At 43.7% G+C, this 25,766-nt stretch carries 23 protein-coding genes and 1 pseudogene; 18 read left to right on the plus strand and 6 right to left on the minus strand.

All coding sequences use genetic code 11. The features are described 5' to 3' along the window. The first annotated feature begins 177 nt into the window (after positions 1 to 177). On the plus strand, positions 178 to 921 hold the full coding sequence (yycI, locus tag ABXS70_RS26385; protein ID WP_342556487.1) for a two-component system regulatory protein YycI: 744 nt from the start codon (positions 178 to 180) through the stop codon (positions 919 to 921). 6 nt (positions 922 to 927) lie between these two features. Next, positions 928 to 1,734 carry an MBL fold metallo-hydrolase gene (locus ABXS70_RS26390; protein WP_090923565.1) on the plus strand — a complete coding sequence of 269 codons (807 nt, stop codon included), beginning with the start codon at positions 928 to 930 and terminating at the stop codon, positions 1,732 to 1,734. Here ABXS70_RS26390 and ABXS70_RS26395 read toward each other — a convergent pair. Further along, on the minus strand, positions 1,703 to 1,915 hold the full coding sequence (locus tag ABXS70_RS26395) for a hypothetical protein (RefSeq protein ID WP_090923564.1): 213 nt from the start codon (positions 1,913 to 1,915) through the stop codon (positions 1,703 to 1,705). The genes ABXS70_RS26390 and ABXS70_RS26395 overlap by 32 nt on opposite strands. Before the next feature lie 599 nt (positions 1,916 to 2,514). On the opposite strand from ABXS70_RS26395, the gene ABXS70_RS26400 reads away from it, so the two are divergent. The 7 genes and pseudogenes from ABXS70_RS26400 to ABXS70_RS26430 all read left to right on the plus strand — a co-directional run. Beyond that, positions 2,515 to 3,792, plus strand: a complete 1,278-nt coding sequence (locus tag ABXS70_RS26400; RefSeq protein WP_342556486.1) for a trypsin-like peptidase domain-containing protein — start codon at positions 2,515 to 2,517, stop codon at positions 3,790 to 3,792. Between the two features lie 558 nt (positions 3,793 to 4,350). Further along, positions 4,351 to 4,872 (plus strand): hypothetical protein, encoded by a 522-nt coding sequence (locus ABXS70_RS26405; protein ID WP_342553534.1) that lies wholly within the window; start codon positions 4,351 to 4,353, stop codon positions 4,870 to 4,872. A gap of 334 nt (positions 4,873 to 5,206) precedes the next feature. After that, positions 5,207 to 5,374, plus strand: a complete 168-nt coding sequence (locus ABXS70_RS26410; protein WP_090923561.1) for a CxxH/CxxC protein — start codon at positions 5,207 to 5,209, stop codon at positions 5,372 to 5,374. 35 nt (positions 5,375 to 5,409) lie between these two features. Next, positions 5,410 to 5,610, plus strand: a complete 201-nt coding sequence (locus ABXS70_RS26415; protein WP_342553533.1) for a hypothetical protein — start codon at positions 5,410 to 5,412, stop codon at positions 5,608 to 5,610. 318 nt (positions 5,611 to 5,928) lie between these two features. Next, the gene (gene rlmH / locus ABXS70_RS26420) at positions 5,929 to 6,408 is read left to right on the plus strand and encodes a 23S rRNA (pseudouridine(1915)-N(3))-methyltransferase RlmH (RefSeq protein WP_123067026.1); all 480 of its coding nucleotides are present in this window, start codon (positions 5,929 to 5,931) and stop codon (positions 6,406 to 6,408) included. Between the two features lie 518 nt (positions 6,409 to 6,926). Then, on the plus strand, positions 6,927 to 8,060 hold the full coding sequence (locus tag ABXS70_RS26425) for a hypothetical protein (RefSeq protein ID WP_366292080.1): 1,134 nt from the start codon (positions 6,927 to 6,929) through the stop codon (positions 8,058 to 8,060). 84 nt (positions 8,061 to 8,144) lie between these two features. Beyond that, positions 8,145 to 8,351, plus strand: a pseudogene (locus ABXS70_RS26430) (23S rRNA (pseudouridine(1915)-N(3))-methyltransferase RlmH); the annotation flags it as partial. Between the two features lie 356 nt (positions 8,352 to 8,707). Here the strand turns inward: ABXS70_RS26430 and ABXS70_RS26435 are convergent. From ABXS70_RS26435 to ABXS70_RS26445, 3 genes are all read right to left on the minus strand, one after another. Then, the gene (locus tag ABXS70_RS26435; RefSeq protein ID WP_342553532.1) at positions 8,708 to 9,673 is read right to left on the minus strand and encodes an ADP-ribosylglycohydrolase family protein; all 966 of its coding nucleotides are present in this window, start codon (positions 9,671 to 9,673) and stop codon (positions 8,708 to 8,710) included. Between the two features lie 425 nt (positions 9,674 to 10,098). Next, a complete protein-coding gene (locus tag ABXS70_RS26440; protein WP_366292082.1) occupies positions 10,099 to 11,265 on the minus strand; it encodes a macrolide family glycosyltransferase in 1,167 nt (388 codons plus the stop codon). 25 nt (positions 11,266 to 11,290) lie between these two features. Beyond that, a complete protein-coding gene (locus ABXS70_RS26445; protein ID WP_366292085.1) occupies positions 11,291 to 11,752 on the minus strand; it encodes a MarR family transcriptional regulator in 462 nt (153 codons plus the stop codon). 394 nt (positions 11,753 to 12,146) lie between these two features. Here ABXS70_RS26445 and ABXS70_RS26450 point away from each other — a divergent pair, with 394 nt between their 5' ends. Together ABXS70_RS26450 and ABXS70_RS26455 are read left to right on the plus strand one after the other, a co-directional pair. Beyond that, on the plus strand, positions 12,147 to 12,941 hold the full coding sequence (locus tag ABXS70_RS26450) for a helix-turn-helix transcriptional regulator (protein WP_366296782.1): 795 nt from the start codon (positions 12,147 to 12,149) through the stop codon (positions 12,939 to 12,941). A gap of 118 nt (positions 12,942 to 13,059) precedes the next feature. Then, positions 13,060 to 14,139, plus strand: a complete 1,080-nt coding sequence (locus ABXS70_RS26455; protein WP_342553529.1) for a phosphotransferase — start codon at positions 13,060 to 13,062, stop codon at positions 14,137 to 14,139. 24 nt (positions 14,140 to 14,163) lie between these two features. Here ABXS70_RS26455 and ABXS70_RS26460 read toward each other — a convergent pair whose 3' ends face one another. After that, a complete protein-coding gene (locus ABXS70_RS26460; protein ID WP_366292089.1) occupies positions 14,164 to 16,194 on the minus strand; it encodes a right-handed parallel beta-helix repeat-containing protein in 2,031 nt (676 codons plus the stop codon). Between the two features lie 288 nt (positions 16,195 to 16,482). Here ABXS70_RS26460 and ABXS70_RS26465 point away from each other — a divergent pair, with 288 nt between their 5' ends. Beyond that, a complete protein-coding gene (locus tag ABXS70_RS26465) occupies positions 16,483 to 17,457 on the plus strand; it encodes a phosphotransferase (RefSeq protein WP_342553527.1) in 975 nt (324 codons plus the stop codon). A 223-nt stretch (positions 17,458 to 17,680) separates the two neighbouring features. Beyond that, the gene (locus ABXS70_RS26470; RefSeq protein ID WP_342553526.1) at positions 17,681 to 19,420 is read left to right on the plus strand and encodes an ATP-binding cassette domain-containing protein; all 1,740 of its coding nucleotides are present in this window, start codon (positions 17,681 to 17,683) and stop codon (positions 19,418 to 19,420) included. Between the two features lie 141 nt (positions 19,421 to 19,561). Here ABXS70_RS26470 and ABXS70_RS26475 read toward each other — a convergent pair whose 3' ends face one another. Beyond that, positions 19,562 to 20,521, minus strand: coding sequence for a YndJ family transporter (locus ABXS70_RS26475; protein WP_342553525.1), 960 nt, complete (start codon positions 20,519 to 20,521; stop codon positions 19,562 to 19,564). A gap of 286 nt (positions 20,522 to 20,807) precedes the next feature. On the opposite strand from ABXS70_RS26475, the gene ABXS70_RS26480 reads away from it, so the two are divergent. The 5 genes from ABXS70_RS26480 to ABXS70_RS26500 all read left to right on the plus strand — a co-directional run bounded on the left by ABXS70_RS26480 (position 20,808) and on the right by ABXS70_RS26500 (position 25,475). Continuing rightward, complete coding sequence (locus ABXS70_RS26480; RefSeq protein WP_366292094.1) at positions 20,808 to 21,317, plus strand: endonuclease V; 510 nt, start codon at positions 20,808 to 20,810, stop codon at positions 21,315 to 21,317. A gap of 19 nt (positions 21,318 to 21,336) precedes the next feature. Then, the gene (locus tag ABXS70_RS26485; RefSeq protein ID WP_366292097.1) at positions 21,337 to 21,633 is read left to right on the plus strand and encodes a hypothetical protein; all 297 of its coding nucleotides are present in this window, start codon (positions 21,337 to 21,339) and stop codon (positions 21,631 to 21,633) included. A gap of 18 nt (positions 21,634 to 21,651) precedes the next feature. Continuing rightward, positions 21,652 to 22,668: an SMI1/KNR4 family protein gene (locus tag ABXS70_RS26490; RefSeq protein ID WP_366292100.1), complete on the plus strand. Its 1,017-nt coding sequence runs from the start codon at positions 21,652 to 21,654 to the stop codon at positions 22,666 to 22,668. A gap of 215 nt (positions 22,669 to 22,883) precedes the next feature. Then, complete coding sequence (locus ABXS70_RS26495; protein WP_366292103.1) at positions 22,884 to 23,969, plus strand: 5-methyltetrahydropteroyltriglutamate--homocysteine S-methyltransferase; 1,086 nt, start codon at positions 22,884 to 22,886, stop codon at positions 23,967 to 23,969. A 15-nt stretch (positions 23,970 to 23,984) separates the two neighbouring features. After that, positions 23,985 to 25,475: an aldehyde dehydrogenase family protein gene (locus ABXS70_RS26500; protein WP_366292106.1), complete on the plus strand. Its 1,491-nt coding sequence runs from the start codon at positions 23,985 to 23,987 to the stop codon at positions 25,473 to 25,475. Positions 25,476 to 25,766 lie beyond the last annotated feature (291 nt).

Here is a 25,766-nt window from a genome sequence, read left to right on the forward strand (position 1 = left end):
ACGATTCCTGGTGATGCTATTTCTGTAGAAATGAGCTAAAAATGGTGAAAACGTGTGAGGAATTACGAAATAGGGCTTCTCTGAATCGTTAGAATTAAAACGAGCGGGAAATGGGGTATATAAGGCTCCTACGAATCGTTAGCCTGAAGTGATTAAACGGAAGAGGAGGTGAAAGATCTGGATTGGGGACGGGCAAAAAATGTATTAATCTATGCTTTTCTGCTGCTGAATCTGGTGCTGGGTTATCAGATCTGGATGGATGCACGGGAAACGGCTGGTGCCAATCTGGACTTCACCTCACTTGCGGATAATACGCAGCAGGCCATGGAAGAGAAGAGTATTCAGGTACTTGCACCGATTCCAAATGAGACACCCAAGCTGCCGAAGCTGTCCTATGAGTTCATTGAAGAGGACAAGTCGGGTATTGAAGTTGAGCTGGAGGAGCCTGTGGACAGCAAGCTGATCTTCTCGCCAAGCGAGCTGACAGACGCGCTGCAGGGAGAGATTCCTCAAATCAGCACGTACCGGCTGGATCAGCTGATGGCGGAAGATGGGGCTTTTGTGCTCCACCCGCTGGTGGACGGCAAATGGCCGCTTTTTAACGTGAGTCTGGAGCTGTTCTACAGCGATCAGAAAATCACGGGTTATCATCAGACTCCCGTGCGGATTACAACCGCCGAGGAGAGCGAGCAGCAGGTACTTCCGGCGTCAAAGGCGCTGGGAACGCTGATCGAAAACTTTTTGCCAAATGATGCAATTGTGAAAGATATTCAGCTGGGCTACTACGGCCAGTTGTTTAACTCAGATATACAGGTAGCGATGCCGGCATGGCGGTTTGTGCTGGAAAGTGGCGAAGTGCTGTACGTGCAGGGCATCAGTGGGGATGTATTCAGTCCCAAGTCAGATAAACCAGGGGAGTAATGCGTTATGGGGATATATTTTACGGTGTTATCCAGTGGTTCGACAGGTAATGCCACAGTCATTCAGCATGGGGGTACTTCACTCATGATTGACGCGGGTCTCAGCGCGAAGCGGCTGGAGGCATTGTTTCTGGAACGGGAGATTTCAGGGACGGAACTGGACGGTATTCTGGTCACACATGAACATTCGGATCATATTAAAGGACTAGGCGCGATGTCTCGGAAATATAATTTACCGATCTATGCAAATACGAATACATGGGCGGCTTTGGAGAAATCGGTCGGAGCGATCCCGGAAGAGAACCGGCGGATATTCGAAACGGGTGAAAAGCATGATTTTGGCTCGCTGCGTGTAGAGTCGTTCGGTATTTCACATGATGCGGCTGAACCGGTAGGTTACACGTTCGACGATGGCAGCGAGAAGCTGTCCGTTGCGACAGACCTTGGTTATATGAGCGACAAGGTTCGCGATGCGATCTCGGACTCGGATGTGCTCGTACTGGAGGCGAATCATGATGTCGAATTATTGCGCATGGGGCGTTATCCGTGGAACACCAAGCGCCGGATTTTGAGTGACATCGGGCATTTGTCGAACGAAGCCGCAGGTGCGGCGCTTAGTGAACTGATGAACGGACGCATCAAGCGTACGTATCTGGCACATCTCAGCCGGGATCATAATATGATGGATTTGGCTAAAATGTCGGTGCGTGACGCGATGGAGAGCCGTGGTTGTTTTTATCGGGATCATGAGTTCAAGCTCTGTGATACGTATTATGATCGCCCTACACCATGGGATAGGGTGGGTGAGCCATAAAGCTGTCCAGTTCGGCGGCTTTGCGCTCCACTTCCTCGCGTGTGAGGATGCCTTTATCGATAAGCAGTTCAATGATGGTGCTGAGTGCTAGTGTGTTGCGGTAATGCTCTTCTTTGAGATCGGCCAGCTTGGCCGCCATGTGAACTTCGTCCATAGCTGTGAGTGTTCGTGTGCGTTCCATTGTGGAATCCTCCTTCTTTTCTATGAAGCTTTGAATTGTTCTTTTACTATTATTGTAGTCAGGCTGGGTAGAAAACATTCCTCTTTTTGCCGCTAACATTTAACGGGCAGGATGTGTATGCTGAAATGGCAGCTGTACTGCTTTGAACTTGGCATGAAACAGGATGGAAAAAGTTTAATGAATTCAAAAGAATAGCGCTTAGCACATCCCATTTTGTGGTGATAAATAGTATGAACCTTTATTGTTGAGCGAGTTATCGTGAAAATTTACGTTTATTTACGTAATTATGCAACTTTTTGGGATATAAAGTGTTTAGTATATAAGGAGTATTATGATTTTGGCTGTTTTTGCGTATGAAATGGAATCTCGAATCTCGCAGCATGCGAGAGCATGATTGATAGAGCATACAGGATGGAGAGCCATTCTGTTGTATATAAAGGTTTGCTCCCGGCTTTGTTCCGGGACGCGGCGATGTGCAGGACCATTTTGTGAAAATGCAAAAAAGTCATGGGCGACAGGGAGTTCCACTGGTCATCCATGGAATAAATTGGGCGGCAGTCAGGGTCTTGATGCGTGACAACGAAGGGGAGAGGATCACGATGGGATTGTTTGGAGACGATTTTTATTCAACCAAGGTATCAAGACGCGCCGAACCTGAACAGAAAGGCAAACTTCAGATCATCCGCCCGGGAGGCGGAAGACGCGCACGTGATCGCTGGAGCAATCCACGCAGGTCACGCTCGGAACTCAGTTCTACCGTCAAGGTAGCTGTGATCAGCTCGGTAATTAGCTCGATCGTAACGGTAACGCTGTTCAGCTTCATCAGCCAGCCTGCAGCTCAGCTTCCTCTGGCCAATGCAGCGGGTCAAGGTGGTGGAACTGCGCAGACAGCACAGGTGGTTGATCCATACGATCGCATCATCAATGCAGCAGCAGAGGTACGTCCTTCGGTTGTCAGCATCGTGAATCATAAAACAGGCAGCAGCCTGTCGATGGAAGATTCCGCGCTGGGGTCCGGGGTTATTTTTAAAAAGGAAGACGGCAAAGCCTACATTATGACCAATCACCACGTCGTGGAAGGCGCCAGTGACCTGGAGATTGTGACTGTAGACGGGGAAACACATAAAGCTAAATTGGTGGGCAAGGACCGGGTGAGTGACATCGCGGTACTCTCAACGGATGATAAAGGCCTGGGAGCTGCAGCGGAAATTGGTGATTCCAGCAAGCTGCAGCGCGGCCAAACGGTGCTGGCCATTGGTAACCCGCTGGGTCTCGGTGGTACGCTGACATCAGGCATCGTTAGTTACACGGATCGGATTCTGCCCGTATCGATTAACCAGGACGGTGTGTACGACTGGGAACAGAACGTGATTCAGACGGATGCGGCCATTAACGAAGGCAACAGCGGCGGAGCACTGGTTGATCTGAACGGGAAAGTCGTAGGCATCAATACGATGAAAATATCGGATACAGGCGTTGAAGGTCTCGGCTTCGCCATTCCAATGAACGAAGTGATGAAAACGGTGGATTCCCTGCTGCTGGACGGCAAAGTCTCACGTCCTTATCTCGGCGTGTACACGGTTGATCTGAGTAATCCGTACGCTCCACTGGATGATGATCAGCGCAAAGACCTCAAGCTGCCATCTCATGTCGATAGTGGTGTGGTTGTGCTGGAGGCTTCCGGACCGGCATCCGAGGCAGGCATGAAGCTGAATGATGTCATTACGGAATTCGATGGGCAAAAAATTACCTCCACGCTGGACCTGCGAAAATTCCTATACGATAAGAAAAAGATCGGTGATACACTGGAGGTCTCGTTCTATCGGGATGGCAAAGCGGAGAAAGTATCTGTGAAGCTGACAGATAAGCCGGAGTAAGGCTTGTGGGGCTGTAAGTGGTGAAGGCGGTAACGCTGCCGCTGCTCCTTGATGAAATGATGATTCGTGCTGTGGAATCTGCTCGTGACCGAAGCGGTGACGCATGTTATGGAAGCTGGTTGTTCGTGCAGAGATGACATATTGCAGAGTGAAAAGCGATGATATTTTATGTTTAATGGTCATAATGATAAAGATGATCATTGGAGTAGGCTGCAGTAGAGAGAGTGGTCAGAACTTCTGACCACTCTTTTTATGTTCATTTTTATCGGGGGAGAGGTATGGAATGTAGTAAAAAGAAGGTCACTGCTCGACGTTGGAGTACATAACGTTTAATGCTGAGGTGTAGGGCATCGCAAACAGGAATAGATGACGATAGGGTAATTATGGATCAGCGCATACTGCATCTACTCGGGAAAGACATTGGAGCTAAAGGCGCAGATACATTTGTTTGCCTGTATGGTAAACTAATGTCAATGTGTTTACATAGGTCGTTGATGCAAATAACAGCTGTTTAACGTGTGAGCAGGCCGGCTAATCTGAAAATGGAGGGATTCGGAGATGAATCTATTGAAGAAAAAGGTACTTGGAGGAACAAGCTTGGCATTATCAATGATGCTGCTGTCTGCTTGTGGATCGGAGAGCACACCAGCTGCTTCCGTAGATACGAGTGCACTGCAGGAAAAGATCGCTGGGCTGGAGAAAAAGCTGACCGAACAGGGAATTAAAAGTGATGAGCAGGCACAGAAAATTGCTGCACTTGAGAAAAAGCTGAATGAATTCGAGACAGCTGGCGCTGCTGGACAAGGGACTGGTGGTCAGATGCCTGTCGCTGGAGGAAACAACGGATCCGCTGGAAAAGGAGACGGGGTGCTGATTACATTTGCCCAGTATGAGAAGCTGGAGGTTGGCATGACCGTGGAAGAGGTTATCAACATTCTAGGCGGTGAAGGTGAAGCGCTAAGTGAAGCGGAGAACATGGTCGTGTACAACTATAAGGGCACGGCGGGCAACGGCGGCAACGCAGTGATTGCATTTCAAAGCGGGAAACTGCTCACGAAGGCGCAGTCGGGATTGGAGTAGGACGGAAGCGAAGGGTAAGGATAAATATACGGACAAGATTAGGGATAGAGCAAAAAGTGTGAACGTACGCTTGAGGTTAAAATAGGGCATTCCCGCAATTGGTACCTGATGGGGTATCGTTGAGGGGTGCCTTTTTTATCTTATGAGAAAGATATATGTGTACATCTCGAGGAAGAGGCCTTTTTGGTATAAGAGCGTCAAGTTTTTGCACAGAACTGTGATGTGGGGGTTTCTTTTCCGCGGCAGGTGTGATAGAACTGAGAAGTGGCTATCCTGTAGGATAAGCGGCCTGTGAATCGGGAACATAGCTGGTGACAGAAAGGATGCTTGACGGATGTACGTTGTATGCAAAGAACACGTGGACATTGCCATCGACATGTTTGTGGATGAATATGAGGACGCTCCAGATATCGTGGATTTGAAGGAGACGGAATTTGCCGACTGGGACCCGCCTGCCAAATGCGCTGAATGCGATCAGCACGCGGAATTCCTTGTCGTTTAGCGTACTGTAGAGCAGGCTGCCAGGGGTGCTGACCAATGCTGTGGGATGTTGTTGTCATGGCGCAGCAGAGCGGTACTGCCTCTGGCTATAGACTTGGTTCGATCCGGTATGAACATCACAGCAAGAAGCAGAGAGAGCGTGTTGAGCGCTCTTTTTGCATTTGTAGGGAGCGAGCGGCTGAGGGAGTCTGTGCTGACGAGCGGTCAAGGCAGAACGGGCAGGACATCGGGCGGTAATTAAGGACGTGGTTGGCAGGTGAAATTGTAACGATCATGAGAAGCCTTATTTGGGGGAAATGAGCTTGGTTGAAATTCTAACGATCCGTAGAGAGCTTATTTTGATAAAATTGCTTCAAACAGGGCGAAAAATGCATGGTTTGGGGGAAATAGCGTCTGCTGTAATCGTTAGATCCTAAAATTGGGCAATTCGGACTGAATAAGGTTTGTGGTGATCGCTAGAGTTTTGAATGAATTATGTCTGGAAACGATGCGCTGGACGCATCTGGTTTTTAGATAGGTTTTAAGCAGTGACGACGATTCAGGAGGAATGATCAGATGTTGATTCAAATTATAGGCGTAGGCAAATTGAAGGAAAAATATTTAACACTGGGCATTCAGGAATATGCCAAGCGGCTCGCCCCGTACATCAAGTTTCAGATGATCGAGGTCGCAGACGAGAAAGCGCCCGATACCCTGAGCGAAGCTGAGGTTCGGGCGGTAAAAGAGCGCGAGGGCGAACGCATTCTCGCGCATGTGAAGAGCGAGGCGCATGTCGTTGCGCTCGCACTGGATGGTCAGCTCTGGAGTTCCGAGGAGCTGGCTGTGGAGATCGACAAGCTCGGCACGTATGGGACGAGCCATGTCGTGTTTGTCATCGGAGGAAGCCATGGGCTCTCCGATGAGGTGCTGCGCCGTGCTAAGCAGCGCTTGAGCTTCGGGCGCATGACCCTGCCGCATCAGCTAATGCGGCTGGTGTTGGTAGAGCAGATTTATCGCGCGGTGAAGATCAATCGAGGAGAACCGTATCACAAGTAACGGCGAAAATTTTTAGTGTGGATGTTATTAGAGACTTTGATCAGTAACTACTTTTGGTTGGAGAGCGCTATTGAATTTGTTGTCGATAGGTGACCTAAACCTGTATCAACTGATACGGGTTTTTTCTATTGAGCAGAACTAGTAAGGAGAGACTACTGGCCTCCAGGTCAGGAAATAATAAATCGCCATACATTCACCCTGTTCCTAATTAGAGAGTTCCGCGATAATGTATATATTAGTTTTTTCACTTGGCTCCAGACATCAGCAGAAATCATGATTTTTTGATTGTTTCTTTGTAGGTTAGTCGAAAAGACACCGGCAGTATCCGAAGAAGTGAAAATAACATCTGTGTAAAGGAGGATTTGTTTCGGTTTAACAGATTATAAAAGACGATGTGCTTAACCGATAAAAATTACAAATTCGACCTTTTTCCTATTGATTTCTTTAAGGATTAGGGGCATTGAACACTCTGTCATCATCTTAAAGAAAAATTAAATTAACTGAAAGAAGTGATTGTTATGTTTAAATTCAGTGAAAAAAAATCAAAGAAAATAGAAAATACACATAAATATTATTCAGTTGAAAACTTTCAATTGAACAAGGAAGTCCTTAACAAAGTTAGTGAAAAAGTTTCACAGTACCGAAGCGAATTTGAAGTTGATGCTAAACAAGATAAAATTGCTTCTGATTTAGGAATAGAACTTTATTTAGTGCCACTTATAGATGAGTTAAAGTATTATTATAATAATGATTTATGTGTATCAGTAGCTCAATCAGTAGTACATTTGGAAACTAGTTCTATTGATCGTCGAGTTAATTCTTTTTTTCTTGAGAGTGCTATATTAAGAATGAGCTCTATATGGGAGTACTTGTTTATAATTGTGAATGAGTTACTCCAAACTGAGTTAATTGTCGGGAATGATGTTCGAGAACAATTAATAGAAAATGGTTGTCATCAAATTCAATTTGTTCCAAGTGGGAAAGGGTATAAGGTTGTCGCAAAGCCAATAGATATGGAATTAAAAAAAGATGTCGAGGTTGAGTTGAAGAGGAGATATAAACTTTTCAATATTTCTACAAAAAACAAAAGCAATAGTTTGTTAAAGTCAGTAAAAAAGAAATATTCAAAGAAGGAAAACATTCAAAAATTATTTGATATCTATAATTCTGAAGAGATTAAAACTGTCGTACAAATAAGAAATGAAATTGTACATAGACGCCCACTGACTGCCAAGTTCTCACTTGCTCCAAATGAGTTGTTCCCTGGTAATGCAGTAAGTGTCAATCCCAATGGTTGGTTTGATTTTGATGGAATTAACATAATAATGGAAAAAAATATTTATGCAATAAAAGATGCGATTAATACATTAATTGAAATTGTTTTTTATAATGACATTCCTAATCTTAAGGAAAATGAAAACAAAATATTCATTGCTTATGAAATAAAATGTAATAAATGTTTGAGAGAGTTGTTAATTAATGAGGTGAGTGCAGACTTCTTTATTAATAACAACATAAATATAGTTTGTCCTCAATGTAAATCTGAAGATACTTCAGTAATAGGTAAAAGAGAAGTAAATGATAGTTATTACTATTCGAATTTCAAAAATTATAGTGATTTCTTACTCGAATATTGGAAAGAGAATTCGTGACTGCATTGATTGCATTATCGAATCATGGAGGTTGGACGGGGCGAATGTTGTTGCGTTTTTTGCATTGGATGTTCAGTTCTGTAGATCAACAAGCTCGGTACGTATGGGACGAGCCATGTCGTGTTTGTCATCGGAGGAAGCCATGGGCTCTCCGATGAGGTGCTGCGCCGTGCTAAGCAGCGCTTGAGCTTCGGGCGCATGACCCTGCCGCATCAGCTAATGCGGCTGGTGTTGGTAGAGCAGATTTATCGCGCGGTGAAGATCAATCGAGGAGAGCCGTACCACAAGTAACAGCGAAAGTTTTTACCGAATTTCCTTGCAGGACATGGATTTGTATATATGAGTTGTCTCCCGCTTTGAGAACGAAGATTCAGTCGTGGCTGCCCAAGCAAAACTCCGCTCCTATCTTTATCCTCTAGTTCGTTACTAAGTTGTTGAAAGCAGCCCTCGATATGATCGAGGAACACGGCTGGAAGTGCTCGGAACCGGCGTAAAACTTTAAAGTCCAGTCCTGATGTTTCTTAACGATTCTCATTCTTACACTCCTGAAAATCAAAATGGACCCCTGTTTTTACAGGGGTCCGTCGTATAAGCTGATAAATAATATAAAATTGAAGAAACTGTAAATGCGGTTCTTAGAAAAAAAATTATAAACGAAGTTGAGCAATCTTTGGTGCTAATTGAAGAAGTTCATTACCATTGACTTGAACTACTGCTTGATACCATCTTTCATTTACAGTTTGTGGCGAAAGAGCTCCTGCAATTGCAGCTCCCATTGAAGCTACTGAATCTGTATCACCACCAAGATTCGCAGCTAGTAAAGTTGTTTTCTCGGCTGACTGAGTGAGAACTGCGAAAGTTATTGCTAAAGCAACGATGTTTGGAGTTTTCCAAGGCATGTATTTTTCTTTTATATACTCTAATGATAAGGTCTCTAGGCTTGATAGATCTTCATATACACGTAAAATCAGGTCAGCGATGTTTTCTTCTGTAGTTTCAGGACGATATTTTTCGGCTATTCTAGCTGCTTGAACAGCGTGTTGTACTATCTCAGACGGAAGCTTTTCGTCAATTGCAGCCGAAACCGCTGCAGCTACTGCACTAGCACCACAAATTGCAATTCTTCCTCCGTGAGTAGGAATACTTGCTTCAAAAACACTTGAAACGAGATCATTCAACCTCTGGGTAGAGAATAAGGCACCAATTGGTGCTGAACGCATTGCTGCTCCACATCCATCACCTTCAAATGCCACTCTTGATGGATTTCCGATTTTTTGAAATTTACCCAGGAGCAGAGTGGGACGATTTGATTTTTTGCAGAGCATAAGTTCTTTTCCTACAGAGGAGTGCGTGATTTTGCCATCTAGAGCTATTACTCTTGCAATGGAGAGAGTCTGTTCGGTGTCATCTGTCGTCTCACCAAATTTCCAGAAGTAATGTTTTCCCTCATATCTGGGCATAATGCTGCCTATTTCACCATGAAAATCGCTAATTCCTTCTGGGAACCATTGCTTGATATCCTCGAAGTTCAATGATTCAGTTTGTTTACCTATCGCATCTCCTGTTGATACACCCTTTAAACAAGCAATAACTCGATTCAAAGTACCTTTCAAGTTATGAATCACTCCTTCTATTAGCATTTCTGTCAGTTAGATCCTTCTATAGAAATACATAATATTCCTGCTATTGAAGAAAACTTGCTGTTACCGACAGCGCGAAGAACCGTACCATAAATGAAGGCGAAGTAATTAGATATGAGGTTTGAATTGGGTGACACCGACTTGTCAGCCTGTTGTGCAGATATGAACCTGTTAATTTATAAATCCTATAAAGAGTGCTTTGGCGTGTTACATACGGTTGTTTATTTGCCAAAGAAGTTAAGTCTTGTCATCGGTGTGTGAGGAAATGGGAGGACCTATCATGCTTTCCAGACAAAAAACACTTCCCGCAGCATTGTGGGCAACCTTTGTTATTGGGGAACATGTTCGAACGTCTCGGAGATGAAGCTTCAAACCTGCTCATGCAGACGGCTCGGTAGTTAGCGCTTCTTTGTCATTGCCATAATAAGATCTGCAGCTCTCTTATATCCGCCCGCATTTCGGAGTGTCTCCCCAACAATAGAACAATTTCTTTTATACGCGTTGTTCGAGATAACGCGATTAACGGTACTTCGCAAGGCTTCTGGGGTTGCTTGCTGGCGACTCATCTTAATGCCGCAGCCCAATTCTTCCAACCTGGAGGCGACGATTGGCTGGTCGGCTGATTGCGGAATCACTATGAGCGGAACATCATGGTACAATGCCTCGCTTACACTATTCATTCCTCCATGAGTGATAAAGAGATCGGCCCTTTTTAAAATCTCCAGTTGGGAAGTGTAAGGTTGGAGGATAAAATTTGACGGTATACCGGTTAGAGTGGATTCGCTGATTTTATTTCCTATTGACATAACAAATCGATACGGCATCTCTGCAAATGCCTTGAAACAATCCTCGTAGAAGCTCCTGTCGTCATTAGAGATCGTGCCTAAAGAAATATAAATGCTCTTAGCTCCTTCCAGCTGTGACCATGTAAAATCGGGGGCATCCTCACGATCGGCGATGGAAGGACCTACGAAATGATACGTTTCATCAAATAAGTGTCTGTGGGGCTGAAAATATTCGCTAGTATATACAAGATTCATGATGCCTTTGTTGAACATGATGTCTTGAATCCTGGATACAGAAAAACCATAACGACTTGAAAGCTTAAGCATCTCCTGCTTGATCTCCTCAAGCTGTGCTGTAGAACTTTTGTCTTTTCCCGTCATGCTGCTGTTGATTACGGGAGCGAAGGTAGAAATGGAGCTGATGGATGTCGCTTTGAGCAGGTGAGCGATGAGCGCCCCCCAACCGAAAAATGCATCATGCACAACATAATCATAACGTTCTGTAGTGGTTAGCTCCATTGCCTGATGAATCACTTTGTCAGCCGATCGAAGCAAAAAACGCATCATTCCGAGAAATCCGGGAAGATCCCCCGGGTCCGGTTTCCCGTAGAAGCTATTAAACTCCCTGAACTCAGCTCCCGTAAGCTCGATTTTGCGACGAAATGGCGTAGGCGCGAGATAAACTACTTCCTCTCCTCGATGGATTAACTCGTGAACCAATCCCAATGTTGGATTGATATGACCTTCAGCGGGACCGTTGATAAACAGAACTTTGGACATCAATCATGTTCCTTTCTCTATGGAACTATCTTTCCTTATCTTCCGGGTATAGACTCACTCGCCATCTCTTCAAAGCTTCGGAATACCGCGATAGCATAGCCGCAAATACCTTCAATTCTTCATCGCTCCAGTTCTCCAGGAGCCTATCGTTCGCGTCGACGCTTCTAACAAAGTAGCTCTCTAATGCTTTTTCTCCAGTCAGAGTGAGGGTAATTAAGCTCGAACGCTGATCGGACGGATCGTTTTCAGCCGAAACAAGTCCCTCCTGGAGGAGCAACTGCATCCTTCTAGTAATGGAAGAAGGGTTTAATTGCAAAGCGGCAGCGATATCGGACGGGCGCATTCGCTTTTGGCTCGCTATAAGGATAAGGATGTCAAAGCTTGTTCGGTCGTAATCCTTTCGTAATTCCTGAACTTTGCGAAATTCTTGAGCCAGACTAAATGTGCTGTAAGTTACTTTTCGAAGCTCTTCTTTTCTTGAGGTCAATGAGTTGTCTCCTTTTTTTTCCATATTACAAATATAACTTATTTGTTTGCTTAAAGCAAATAAATATATACTGTGGAAAATCAGTGTTATCCGTTGTAACAGTGCCTGAATTTCTAGAAAAAGTGTGGGGGAAACCATACTGCTTGGGATACAAGGAACTAATATTAGAAGTTAGTTCTATGCAAAGAATCATTCCATGTAGTTTTTAATATTTACTCCCTGTGGTATAGTTTTACTAGTAGAAAATATGTCAAATTTAGAATTTTAGGAACAAAGGTATATTAGGAGAGTGACATAAGCTATAGAACCATACATACTCCTTTCTGAGCTTCTATCTCGAATAGAAAAAAACGTTTCTAGTGCAAGCGAGACAGATTATCTAAACGATCTCCCGATTTCCAATGTACATTTGCGTCGACTTTTCAAGTTCGCTTTTGGCGTACCACTGAAAAGTTATATCCGCTCCAGGAAGCTGGCTGTCAGCTTGGAGAATTTGATGCAAACTAAGAAGCGGGTCCTCGACATTGCCATTGAGTGTGGTTATGAACATGAGCAAACTTACATACGTGCGTTTAAACGTGAGTATGGGCTTACACCTGGTGAATGTAGAGATTCTGGTCAATATATTCACGTAACAACTCCTCTTCATTTGTTTCCTAAGAACAATGTTAGTGGGAATTTGGTATACGGGCCGGATATGGTCATGATTCCATCCTTTCATTTAATGGGGCAAATATATCAGATTGAGATTGCTGAAGCTCCAACTAAAGCACCTGAAGCTGCCAAACAGTTTTGGTGGAACCGGAGGCATATTATTCCTAATCCGGCAGAACCCAATATTTATTATGGTCTAACGAGAACTCCTGATCCATCGCTTAGTTGGACGTACTATCTACCGTCTATGCGTGTCATGGATCTGAACGGGATACCTGAGGGCTTTACAGGGGATACAGTTCGGGCGTCTATGTGTGTCGGCTTTCGTTATATTGGGAACCATCATTACGAGGAGATTAGTGAACTGCGCGCAGAGGAGCTGTATACTGCTATTGATAGGCTTGTCAAGGAGCACAGCGGAAGATACGAACTTCTGGATAGCGAATTCTTCTTCGAAAAAATTGATATGGATGCATATGATGGGGAGTACTGCCAAATGGAATGGTTTGCACCCATCAAAGTATATAACACTTAAAATGATCAAAAAAGTTCATTGAGCTTGCCGCTATTGAGGTATGCTCTTTTTGTATTCATAAATAAATGTTTATACGCGAAAAGGAGAGATAGTTATAAATTATAACGAAGTTGTATCAATGGGAGATACCTGCATACTTACAGCGGTATCAGAGTTGTTCGAATTAGAAGGATATGAAATCCAGCTGATTCCACCACATGATGGAGGGCGGAATGTCGTATATACCTGCGAGAAAGCGGGGAGTGATGCTAAAATACTTCGAATCGCTTTCCTACCTGACAGGAATCGAGAGGATTTCCAAGGCGAATTGGAATTTGTCCGGTATCTACATGAGCATGGAGGAAGCGTCTCAAATGTAATCAGCTCCCGGAATGGGAATCTGCTGGAGGAGATCACCTACAATAACCACAGCTTTTTTGTCTGCCTGTTTGAAAAAGCTAAGGGGAAAATGCTTGTAGAAAATAATTATCAGTATCGTGATGGAGTTCCAATTACCGAATATTATTTTAACTGTGGCAAGACCTTGGGGAAACTGCACCAAATATCAAAAGGATACCATCCTATCCATTGTCGATACAGTTTTTTTGATAAATTCAATGGTGAATATATCGATAAAATGATACCCAGCTCCCTATCTCTGCTTAAGGAGAAGATGGTAGAGCTTCTTGATACCTTAAACAAATTTGACAGGAACCAAGAGACTTACGGTATGATTCATTTTGATTTCAACGATGGCAATTATTCGATAGATTTTGATACAGGACAAATAACTGTATATGACTTCGATAATTCATGCTTCGGTTGGTATATGTATGACTTGGCGGGTCTTTGGACACATGGCGTAGGCTGGATACAATTTGAACCAGATGTCATTAAACGCAAAGAGTTCATGGATAATTATTTTGAGACAATCCTTTCAGGTTATAAATCAGAGACCAAGATCGATGATTCAGTTCTGGATCAGCTGCCCTTATTCATAAAAGTAACGCTGATGGAAAATATTATTGATTCATTCGAAGTGATGCATAATGCTGGTGAAGAACTGGTATGTGATGAGGAACTATCGTATCTTATAAAATGTTTTGAAGACGATATCCCGTTTAAAGGTTTTTTTCATGAAATGTATTCATGTGAAGAGCCGTTTGAGTATAAACAGCAGAATATAGGCTTTACACAGAATAAAGGTCCAGTCACCTAAAGTGACTGGACCCTCAATCACAAATTAAATCTCAAACTCAACCTTACCATCTTCGGTTAACTCAAAGGGACCTGGTGTGATATCTGCATCGAGTCTCTTTGTTCCGAAAAAGTCGGAGTCAAACTGATATGGAGTGCTGTCTGGTTCCTCGTACTTCGTATCGGCGTGATACGTTTTTCCAAGCAGGTCAGTGGTAATCACCATCGCAGAATTGCCCTGAAGCAGCTCGGGATTATTAATCTGAATCTGCACCTTACCCAGCACAGGATCAATCTCAACGTTTATGCCCTTCTGTGTATGGATTACCGCATTCGATTCGTGACGACTTGGAACCGCATGGTTGAGATATATATTGCCACCCATAGCTACCGGTAGAACGGCATTGCCTATAAAGAAATCTTTGGCAGCATCGCCAAGCTCCTTAAGCTCCTCTTTGGTGTATTCCCACCACCTCTTATCTTTCACATTCGGATGTTTGTCATAGCCGCCAAGTCCTACAGCATGCAGATAACAAATGGAATTGTCCGGCACACCATCCATGACCGTCTTCCCGTCCTCCCCAACTTCATCCCTTGGTTTAAGGGGAAGATGCTCAAAGAAGGTAATAGGAACAGGCTCCTTATCGGCGTCGGCTTCGTTATCACCCACAAAGATATTGTTGTAGTACCTGTCATCACCTCCGGTAATGTTGGAGTATCCGGCCATAGCCGTCTCGTGAGGGAAGTGATACGGCGTAATCCGCGTAATCTCGGAACGAACGACAAATCGGCCTGCAAATAAATTATGAGCAAATGCCCCGCCTTGGGCCATATTTCTGAAATTCATAGGAGAGAGAAATAGATTGTGATCAACCATATACGGACCATGGCACACCTCAACGAAGAGGTCTTCAGACATGTTGTCAAAGAATACATTGCGGCTGATCCGAGTGCCCTGTGCCTGCCAGTCAAGCCAAAGCGCACGGTAACAGCTGTAGACGATATTCTCGTTAATTTGAGTATCTAGTGCAGCATGCAGTTTAATTCCCGCGACTTCGGCACCGTGTCTGAGCCGTTTATGGTGAATATTATAAATCCGGTTCTGATAAATGCGGCTGAATGCAGCTCCCATATGACCGACAATACCTGCCTGTTCACAATCATGAATCACATTACCACGAACGATGTGACTGCCGACGTTATCCTTATGCCAGCCGGAGCGTAATGCTCGTAAAATAACTTCCTGCTCCCGTTGAGTCCCGCCTTTACTCCGCTTTTCCAAAGCGTTGGTGTGACCTGTGCCAATCTCGGTACCTAGACTAATACCAACGCATTTGGATTCACTGATTATATTGTTTTCAATAATCCAGCCCTTGCTCCAGTGAGGCCCAATCAAACCTTCCTGGTAGTCCGTAGGCGGTGCCCATTGAGGAGAAGCTTGGCGAAGTGTGAATCCGCTTACAGTTATATAGTTAAGTCCTGGTCTCTCAGGCCAGAAGCAGTATGGACGCACATTAATTTCTACATTCTCCTTACGAGGATCTTTCCCGCCAAAATTCGCCCAGATTTTGGTTGTGGTAGAGCCCACTTCGGCATACCACTTTAACAGTGAGTCCTTGGGATATTTGGCTTCAGGCCAGACTTCAGGCTTGTTAACGCTCTCAATACTATCGCATTCATACAAGGACTTACCATCCAAATAGACATCACCCAGATGAATCGGAAAAGGCCCGTCGAACAACCAGTCTCCACTGAGCTCTACCTCAAAGGGGTTACGAACGGAAAAGATGGAATTGAGCACCTCTGTGCTCCAAACATCGTCTCCTTCGGATGCCCAACTGGTAATCCGTTCAGCTCCTGTAATGACGACTTCGCCGTCTCCAGCAGATCGATAGATGATTCTATGCTCTGCCGTTCCTCCGTTCGCCGGGTTAACCCATTCCCTGTATACTCCCGCATGAACGATAACTGTATCACCAGCCATGGCATGAGCCGCAGCGCGTGATATGGTACGAAGGGGTTGATCCGCTGTTCCTTTTTGTTGATCATTTCCATGTACGGATACATGATATTCCATAATAACTCTCCTTCTTCCCACCTTAGATAGCTCGTAAGCGTTCCTTACAAGCTGAAGGCAGGATCATTATAAGATTATTGTTGGTTTAAGCTATTATACTAGAAAATAAATACAATGGGAGAGACAGGAAGAAGGATGTTTTATGAACAAGTACTCAGCAACATGGTTTCAGCAGCCTGTTAAGCGGCTTTCGATCCGACATTTTGCGTAAAACTTGATTATGAATCAAACTCGGTATATTTTCTATCGACATCTGTTGTTACCATAACAGCAAAGAGGAGAGATTGTATGGATAAAAAGATTAAACAACTGTTCACACAAGATATAATGAGACAGTCCGCACAATGTTTTGGGATACGCGAAGATTCCATTATCGAGTTAAACGGGTTTCAGAACTTCGTTTATTCCGGGGTAATCGGAGATCGAGAGGTTATTTTAAGAATCACGCATATCACACATCGGAATGAATCATTAACAAGAGCAGAACTGGATTTTGTCATGTTTCTGGCGGATCATGGGATGAAAGCAGCGAGGCCCATTCAGTCTTTATCAGGGGATTTCATTCATATCATTGACGAGTCCTTTACTGCAGCTGCTTTTGAGAAAGCGCCCGGCAGAAGTGCAGTTATAGCGGAAGAGAGCAGTACATTTTATGAGAATATTGGACAAATGGTTGGAAAGATACATAAGCTTTCACGTAATTATTCGCCTCAGATTCCACGTTTTGAATGGAATGATAATACCCTACTAGCTTCATTTAAGAAGTATTGCCCGCTGGAATTACATCCCAACTTTGATCTTATAATTACTGAAGTCAGCGCTCTACCGAAGGAAAAGGATACGTACGGTCTTATTCATGGGGATATCAGTCCTGGCAATTATCTTAACGATGAAGATGAAGCCTTTATTATTGACTACGACGAAGTCGAGTACAGTTGGTTTGTTTCTGATATTGCTGCACCATTATTTTATGAAATCCCTATTCCGTGGGTTGTGTCAGAAGATGTCAGGAAGGAGATCGCCAAACGCTACTACGGCAGCTTCTTAAACGGCTACACTAAAGAAAATACGATCAGTCAAGATCAGTTGAGCCAAATACCACTTTTTATCAATCTAAGGCAGGCTAGAGTTCTAGCTGCGCTGTATAGAAGCAGAGACTTTAACGCTCCTGATTGGAGCGAATGGTTTGAGCAGGCCCGACGCTTCTACTATGGAAATTTGTTAAATAACGCTCCCTATATTGAAATGGATTTTTTGCGATAATGTATACAAAACTTTAATAAAGACATTGAGTCAGGGTCATCCAACATAGGATGGCCCTGACTTGTTCTGCTCTAAGGAGCCAAACTTCAACGTAAGCTTAGAAATACAAACCAATTGTACTCACCCTCAATCAGTGTTACGCTGAGAATCGACAACCTCAAACTTACAATCTGCAGTACCTCCAACCATAATTACTAATTCAGATACCAAGAAAGGTAACACCATGATCAAAGTTGAACAACTATCCTTCTCGTTTCCGCAAAAAGAACTCTACAAAAATATTTCATTTACGCTTGAAGAAGGCCAACACTGCGCCTTTATCGGAACAAGCGGTAGTGGTAAAAGTACGCTGATCGAAATCCTGATGGACCCGGAAAGACATCTGTTCGAGGGGAAACTGGAGATTGACCCTGAGTATAGAATCGGATATGTGAGTCAGTTCTCGCAGGTAGACCCCACGGCAGAGATGACTGTTTTTGAATATATCGCGGAGGATTTTATCAAGATCCAGGATGAAATCACAGCCATGTATGCGGAGATGGGAACTGCGCCGGATATGGATTCGCTGCTGGAAAAGGTTCAATTAGCGCTGGACACATTAGATGCAATGGGTGGCGATGATTATGAAAGTACGATCCATAAGCAGCTGAATCTGGCCAACCTTCTGAAGCTAAAAGACGTTGGCGTATCTTCCTTGAGCGGCGGGGAATTCAAGCTTATTCAAGTAATGAAGGAAATGCTCCGTAGTCCGGATCTGATGATTATGGACGAACCGGATGTATTTTTAGACTTCGAAAATCTCAATGCGCTTAAACAATTGATTAACTCCCACAAAGGAATGCTGCTGGTCGTTACGCATAATCGCTATCTTTTGAATCATTGTTTCAACAAAATCATTCACCTCGAAAACTTGGAACTTCAGGAGTTTGACGGACGATATATCGAGTACAATTTCTCCTTGCTGCAGACTAAAATAGAGCTGCAGGAGATCGCGGTTGCTGAAGCGGAGGAGATCGAGAGGTACGATGGTGTCATCGAAAATCTCAGAGCGATTGCAACGATTAACTCAGAAGCTTCCAGAGGTAGAGCGTTAAAAGCGAGGGTGAAATTTCAAGAACGATTGGAAGCGCGCAGAATCAAAGCACCGTTTGTCGATATTAAGCAGCCGAATATCCGATTTGATCTGGATCATAAAGTCGAAGACAGCATGGCTGTCAAGGTCAGTGACTATAGTGTTTCCTTTGACGAGCTGCTTTTGAAAGATGTAAGCTTCGAGATCCAATCGACAGATAAAGTGGCCATCATCGGCCCAAATGGTACCGGAAAAACGACACTGCTCCGGGATATCTTTAAAAACAATCAGGATTCCATCGAAATCAATGATAATCTCAAGGCGGCTTATTTATCGCAGCTGCAGGGCGAGACACTCAAAGATACGAATACGATCCTCCATGAATTCATTGATGCCGGGTTTGAAACGTATGATGAGATCAGAGCCTATCTTGTAAACTACGGTTTTGAAGGTGAAATTCTGGATCAGAAGATCGCATCGCTGTCCGGTGGCGAAAAAAATATGCTCCAATTGGCTAAAGCTGCTGCGAGTCATGCCGATCTGCTCCTCCTTGACGAACCGACAAGCCATTTGGACATCTATACGCAGATCGCACTGGAGAAAGCGATTGAGGAATATCCAGGCGCAATCCTCATGATTTCCCATGATTTCTATTCCGTCGTAAACGGTATGGATTATGTACTTATCATTAACGACAAGACGATTAGAAAAATGAGTATGCGCAAATTCAGACAAATGATATATGCCAGACATTTCAGCAAGGATTATTTGGAAAATGAACAAAAGAAAAAAGCGGTTGAAATGCAAATCGAGTTGGCGTTGAAAGATACGGACTTTGAACGCGCAAAAGGCTTGGTCGATGAGTTGGAAGAGATTATCAAGCAGCTTTAATCACAGTAATAGAAAAGTATCCATACCAAAGACACTGAAGAGAAGCATTTCAGTGTCTTTTTGTTTCAATTTGAATTGGATGGGACGGAGCCTTTTGGATTACAGGTAATATTCACAAAGGTCATGCATCTATGCTCGCAACTAAGCTTTTTTCTTAATAGAGTCTACCATGTATACCCAACCAATCAGTCCACATAAGACAAAACCAAATGCATGCAGCGATCCGTATATGGGGATGAAATCGAGTATCGTCATAGAAAACATATTTTTGAGTAACGGATAGAGAATAGAAAGCACGATGACTGTGTAAAAGGCAGTGCAGGAAAGACCCAAAAAGAAGGCTGCCTTACGGTGCAGGGGGTTCCTTCTCAAATAAGCAAAGAGATATGTGGTGTAAATGACAATATTACAGGCGAACAGAGTGACACCAATGTACTCGATCGGCTTCGAGAAAATCATACCGAAAGCAATCAATAGGGGTCCGATAATATCGATGGCCACAACCCAGGGATACCAGCTTTTCTTCGTCATGATTCGTCCCAGTGCACCTATAAAAATCGGAACGATCGCAGATGAAAAATGAAAATGGACTGAGCTCAACGCGTGTGCTGCGGGATTGGCTTGGAACAGATTGACTTGATATTGATATAAGGTAAACCAGATGCCTCCGATAAAAAAATAGACCAGTCCTGCGCCAATGGCTATTTCTGCCGCATTTCTTTCGGAAATTAAAATAATGGTCGTACCATAGGTGCCAAGCAGCAGTGTAAACAGCAGCCATCCAAGAGAGAGAATACCCGGTATCTCCGTGTTTTCTAATCCCCACATCGTACTGCTCATGACGGAAAATAGGGTGAGAAGCGCTGCTGGATACTGAAGCCACTTCATAGCGGCATACAGGATGTGCTGCTGTTTATTTTTTTTATCGTAGTTCAAAAGCAAGATGACAAAAGGTACAATGACGAAAGCTGCAAACAGTAGAAATTTCTCAACAAGTTCAAATGGAAAGTAATCCAAATAAAATATAAGAATAGTCATGATTCCACCGGGAATCACGGGTACTAAAATTGATCTCATCGGCTGCTTCAGAGAACGATTCATGATGGTCCTTTCTCCATATGTATGAGTATATTTTGCCTTCATTCGGTTGTACGGCATCCATTAAGATAGATAGGCCATTCTCGTTTAAGTTTAACACTACGTAGGCAGAACTGGAAGTCGAGTAAATGTAATCTCTATGTTTGGCTGGGTTCATTGTGCTTGAGGTAATTCAACGGAATAAGAGATAGTTACTCTTCAGAAGGTGAGTCTACAGCTGAAAATATACGATATGGTACAATGGAATTAACCGGCAGTTTAAAATATTACAGGGAAGTGACCGACATTTATGATCATTGCTGTCGATGTGTATTATGAGGAAAATCGAGCAAAATCAGTGGGGGTTATTTTTCAAAATTGGGAAGATGCTGAACCACTCGATATCATCACCTCTTACACGGGGAACCCTCACGAATACGAACCCGGCTCTTTCTACAAACGAGAACTTCCGTGCATACGTGAACTCATGAAAAATACCGACATTAATGAAATACATACTATTGTGGTAGATGGCTATGTATATTTAAACAACGAAAAAAGGCCTGGACTTGGACATTTTGTATATAGAGAATTTTCTGAGAGAATTCCAGTGATCGGTGTCGCAAAAAATGCCTTTCACAATAATGAGGCTGTTGTCAAAGAGGTTTACCGGGGGAAAAGCACTAAACCTTTGTATATCACTTCTATCGGCATGGAGCTGGAAACTGCTGCACAGCACATACAGCGTATGTATGGGGAATACCAATTTCCGCATCTGCTGAAATTACTGGATAAGCAGACGAAGGAAGGCCAGCGATAACCAATTGGGGGAATTCATTATGTTGTTTCGGAAGAAAGAAACGCAGCTGGATCGAATCAAATACAAGCTCGAAAAAGCTATGCAGAAGGATACGGCTTTTTTGGTGTTTGGAGCATCTTCACACCAGTATAAGGTCGATCGGAAGCTGACACAAAAAGAGCTAACACAGTGGCAGGTAGAGAATCAGGTTACACTCCCGGAGTCTTATGCGCAGTTTTTAACGAAAGTGGGTAATGGAGGGGCCGGACCCTATTACGGATTATATTCAATAGGGAAGGCAGCTTCCTATACCGCTAGTCATGCACTCCATTCATAATGTGTTCTGTACCCCGAGATGACAAAGGAGGAGTGGAATCATCTTATAGAACCTTTGATTCGGGATGAGGACATCTCCGACCTGGAATATGAAGCAGCCCGTGAACGGGTGCTGGGTGGCATGCTGTGCATTGGCACACAAGGCTGCGAGTACGATATGTATCTCATACTTGAAGGGGCATATAGAGGTAAGGTCGTTTACACTTCAGATTTTCATCCGGATCATCCCTTTTTCTTTGTCTACGAAGAACACTTTCTGGACTGGTATGAGCGCTGGTTGGATGAAATCATTTTGGATTATGATATCAGTTGGTTTGGCAGTCGAATGCCGGGTGATGAACAGGCGCTGATACAGGTTTATCAAAACGCTGCGAATAGAGAAATGGAGATCAAAGCTCTTGAGGGAATGTTTAAGTTTAAGAAAGTGACGCAGCCCACCATTGAATTCTTAATCAGCGCTGCAGAGCAAAGTCAACATGATCGCACGACAGCCATTCAGTTAATCTGCAAAACCTCTATTGACGCAGGAAGAGAACTCCTGCTTGAGCTGATGCATTCAGAAAGAAATGAAGATTTCTTACAAGCTTTAAACATTCTGAACTGGTACGGTAAATCTGCTGAATTAACGGAGTTTATACAAGTGATACTGCAAAGCCTGGACAGAGTTCAAGATCCGGAAACGTTACGTCATGTGGGGTATGTCTTGGAATCTTCGGGCGCAATTACCCTTCAAAACTTTGCACCTTTCTTGTGCCACACTGATCCGAACATACAAACTGCTGCAATCTATGCTGCACGAAATTGTTCTAACAAGTCGGAAGAGTGGGAAATAATGGAACAGATGTTGATGGGCAGCGACCAAAAAGAAGTTTTGAAACATTCAATTTCATATTGGGGCCTTATTCCTCATGAAAAGTTATTGCCTTATTACAAGGCCGTGTGGCCTGAATATAAAAACCAACCTCATTTCAGAGAAAAATTCATAGATTGTTTGAAAGAATTAGATTTGCGAGATGATTATTTTGATGAACAATAATCTGCTTAGAGATGCATTCTGTCGCTGCGAAACGACCACAGCATTTCGCTCCACCTTATATATCCACTACCCTATGAGGTTGTGGATTTTTTGCTTGTTGAGCTCTTTTTGTTATTGCTAAAAGCTATGACCAGTCATGCTTTTTTCATATTACGGGTGATCATTTTGATCATGCTATACTCAGGAAACTAAAAGAGTTAGAAGGAGATTTTACTATGATACCATTTCGTAACGATCACGTTGGAAGCTTCCTACGTCCTGCGAACTTGAGTCAGGCACGTGAACAATATAAAACTGGCACGATTACATATGAGGAACTAAGATCTGTGGAAGATCAAGAGATTATTCGATTAATTGATAAACAAAAAGAAAATGGCGTACTCGCTATTACGGATGGTGAGTTCCGCAGAAGCTGGTGGCACTTTGATTTTCTGGGCGGCTTGGATGGCGTAGAGCTGTATGAGGAAATTGATGGACCTCAGTTCCATAACATGCAGACTCGCAAGGGTGGAATTCGGGTTGTAGGTAAGGTCGATTTTTCTACGCATCCCTTTGTGGAGCACTTTAAATTCGTGAAAAAACATGCAGGTGACGCTGTCGCAAAACAAACCATTCCAAGTCCGAATATGCTTCTTTATCGATTGGAAAACGGCGCCAACAGCTATACGGACCGGGAGCAATTTCTTCAGGATACGATTGCAGCCTATCAAAAAGCCATTCAAGCCTTCTATGATGCGGGCTGTCGTTATCTGCAATTAGATGATACAGCTTGGGCAGATCTCTTCTCAGAGGCTGGCCATGATAAACTGCGCGCTAAAGGTTTGGAGCCGGCGGAAGAGTTGAAAACGATGCAGCACATGATTAATGAAACTTTGGCTCATAAACCGGCAGATTTAGTTGTGACGATGCATATTTGTCGGGGTAACTATAAATCCAACTATTTCTCAACGGGTGGTTACGATTATGCTTCTGAGGTTATATTTGGAGGCTTAAACGTAGATGGCTTATTTTTAGAATTTGACGATGAGCGCTCAGGTAGTTTCGAGCCATTAAAATATGTGAATCGACCGGATTTGAAAATCGTGCTTGGTTTAATCACATCGAAAACCGGCGAGTTAGAAAATAAAGAGCAGATCAAAGCCCGGATTGCAGAAGCGGCAGCCTATGTTCCTCTTGATCAGCTTTGTCTGAGCCCACAATGCGGCTTTTCTTCCACCGAAGAAGGCAATATTTTAACAGAAGAACAACAATGGCGGAAACTGCGTTATGTGAAGGAAATTGCAGAGGAAGTATGGACCTAACGGAGGGAATTTCATATGACGATTCAAGCAGATCAAGAGACAGTTACAGTTGAAGCCTTTATTAACGGTCAGCATGTAAAATCCCTTTCGCAGTTAGCAAAAGAGAATCCGGCCAACCCTGCTGAAATCGTAGGTTATTTTCCTGTCACTACGAAAGAACAAGCGGTCACCGCCATCGAAGCAGCGTCAGCTGCTTTTAAAACATGGAAAAAGACCTCCATTGATGAACGCATTATTCGGATGCGCAAGGCGATAGAGAAAATTAAAGCAGCAGAGAATGAAATTGTGAATTTGCTGTCCAGAGAGCATGGTAAACCGCTGTATGATGCACATGGTGAAATATTTGTTTCGCTGATGTGGATGGAGTTTGCTTGTAATGAAGCTGCTTCCGTTCTGGCGGAAGAGATCCATGAGCATGACCATGGTAAAACCATTGTATCCTATGATCCAATTGGTGTGGTGGCAGCGATTAGTCCATGGAACTATCCTATTGCTCTATCTACGATCAAGATCGCGCCAGCTTTACTTGCGGGCAATACGATTGTGCTTAAACCGAGTCCATATGCACCACTAGCGGCGGCGAAGGTGGCAGAGATCATTGCGAGTGAGTTCCCGGCTGGTGTAATCAATGTTGTATACGGCGATGCCGATGTGGGCGTTGAACTGACGAGTCATCCTCTAGTGACAAAAATCGCCTTTACAGGTGGAACCGCAACAGCGAAGCATATAATCAAAGCCGCTTCCGAAACGATTAAGGATATGACGCTGGAGCTTGGCGGGAATGACGCGGCAATCTTCTTGGAAAGCTTTGAGGTTCATGATGAGCGAGCTATGCGCCGGATTGTCATCTCTAACTTCTTGACGACAGGCCAAATCTGTATGATTGCCAAACGCGTATATGTACACCGTTCGATTTATAATGAATTTCTGGAAAAATATATTGAAGCCGCCAATCGTTGGATTCGAATTGGTGATCCATTTGATCCAAATACGACGGTAGGTCCCGTCAATAACCTGAAGCAGAGAGATTATGTGCAAAGTTTGGTTGAAGATGCGCAAAAGCGCGGGGCCAAGGTCATCCCTCTCGGCCAAATTCTTGATCAGCAGCGGTTTGAACAAGGATACTACCTGCAGCCAACACTTGTTTTGGATTGCGATGTTCATGATCCGATTGTCATGGAGGAACAGTTTGGTCCTACCGTTCCGATTCTGCCCTTTGACGATGAAGAGCAGGTCATTAAACTGCACAATGAAAGTATTTATGGGCTTACGAGTTCTGTATGGGGAAAAGAAGAGGATGCCATCTCTCTGGCCCGTGAGCTCGAAGCTGGAACAACGATGATCAATACAGCTGCTGTGCAGGGGCTTGATGTTCGGTTCCCTTTTGGCGGCTTCAAGCAATCGGGTATTGGCCGTGAATATGGTGCGGAAGGGATCCGCACGTATACGGAAAAGCATGTAATCAACGTTCCGAAGACACTGGATCTTCCGTATATACCTGAATAAATAGTATCTCCATGAATTGCGTTTTGTTTACTGATTGTTAAATCAGTAGGCAGGGCGCTTTTTTCTTTGATATAAGATTCGTAACCAATATTTTAACACTATAATTACGGCACATAGCTGATGGACGCAGCTTAGTACGAATCATGTCTAAAGGGCATATATACCCGTGGTCAGAATTTGGTTAGACCTCTAATTTATAATGGACAGGTATGCCCTACAAATGGGATGTCATTTTTTATCAATTTCCTGTTGTAAGGAGAAGAGCGGGTAGAGGGAGAGCAAAAGTCTCTG

Source organism: Paenibacillus sp. AN1007 (assembly GCF_040702995.1).
Lineage (GTDB): Bacteria > Bacillota > Bacilli > Paenibacillales > Paenibacillaceae > Paenibacillus.

What these genes read in the sequence shown, in the direction of transcription:
- ABXS70_RS26390 (WP_090923565.1), top strand. Translation starts at nt 928, where the DNA reads ATGGGGATATATTTTACGGTGTTATCCAGTGGTTCGACAGGTAATGCC.
- ABXS70_RS26395 (WP_090923564.1), bottom strand. Translation starts at nt 1,915, where the DNA reads ATGGAACGCACACGAACACTCACAGCTATGGACGAAGTTCACATGGCG.
- ABXS70_RS26400 (WP_342556486.1), top strand. Translation starts at nt 2,515, where the DNA reads ATGGGATTGTTTGGAGACGATTTTTATTCAACCAAGGTATCAAGACGC.
- ABXS70_RS26405 (WP_342553534.1), top strand. Translation starts at nt 4,351, where the DNA reads ATGAATCTATTGAAGAAAAAGGTACTTGGAGGAACAAGCTTGGCATTA.
- ABXS70_RS26410 (WP_090923561.1), top strand. Translation starts at nt 5,207, where the DNA reads ATGTACGTTGTATGCAAAGAACACGTGGACATTGCCATCGACATGTTT.
- ABXS70_RS26415 (WP_342553533.1), top strand. Translation starts at nt 5,410, where the DNA reads ATGCTGTGGGATGTTGTTGTCATGGCGCAGCAGAGCGGTACTGCCTCT.
- rlmH (WP_123067026.1), top strand. Translation starts at nt 5,929, where the DNA reads ATGTTGATTCAAATTATAGGCGTAGGCAAATTGAAGGAAAAATATTTA.
- ABXS70_RS26425 (WP_366292080.1), top strand. Translation starts at nt 6,927, where the DNA reads ATGTTTAAATTCAGTGAAAAAAAATCAAAGAAAATAGAAAATACACAT.
- ABXS70_RS26440 (WP_366292082.1), bottom strand. Translation starts at nt 11,265, where the DNA reads ATGTCCAAAGTTCTGTTTATCAACGGTCCCGCTGAAGGTCATATCAAT.
- ABXS70_RS26455 (WP_342553529.1), top strand. Translation starts at nt 13,060, where the DNA reads ATGGGAGATACCTGCATACTTACAGCGGTATCAGAGTTGTTCGAATTA.
- ABXS70_RS26460 (WP_366292089.1), bottom strand. Translation starts at nt 16,194, where the DNA reads ATGGAATATCATGTATCCGTACATGGAAATGATCAACAAAAAGGAACA.
- ABXS70_RS26465 (WP_342553527.1), top strand. Translation starts at nt 16,483, where the DNA reads ATGGATAAAAAGATTAAACAACTGTTCACACAAGATATAATGAGACAG.
- ABXS70_RS26470 (WP_342553526.1), top strand. Translation starts at nt 17,681, where the DNA reads ATGATCAAAGTTGAACAACTATCCTTCTCGTTTCCGCAAAAAGAACTC.
- ABXS70_RS26475 (WP_342553525.1), bottom strand. Translation starts at nt 20,521, where the DNA reads ATGAATCGTTCTCTGAAGCAGCCGATGAGATCAATTTTAGTACCCGTG.
- ABXS70_RS26480 (WP_366292094.1), top strand. Translation starts at nt 20,808, where the DNA reads ATGATCATTGCTGTCGATGTGTATTATGAGGAAAATCGAGCAAAATCA.
- ABXS70_RS26485 (WP_366292097.1), top strand. Translation starts at nt 21,337, where the DNA reads ATGTTGTTTCGGAAGAAAGAAACGCAGCTGGATCGAATCAAATACAAG.
- ABXS70_RS26490 (WP_366292100.1), top strand. Translation starts at nt 21,652, where the DNA reads ATGACAAAGGAGGAGTGGAATCATCTTATAGAACCTTTGATTCGGGAT.
- ABXS70_RS26495 (WP_366292103.1), top strand. Translation starts at nt 22,884, where the DNA reads ATGATACCATTTCGTAACGATCACGTTGGAAGCTTCCTACGTCCTGCG.
- ABXS70_RS26500 (WP_366292106.1), top strand. Translation starts at nt 23,985, where the DNA reads ATGACGATTCAAGCAGATCAAGAGACAGTTACAGTTGAAGCCTTTATT.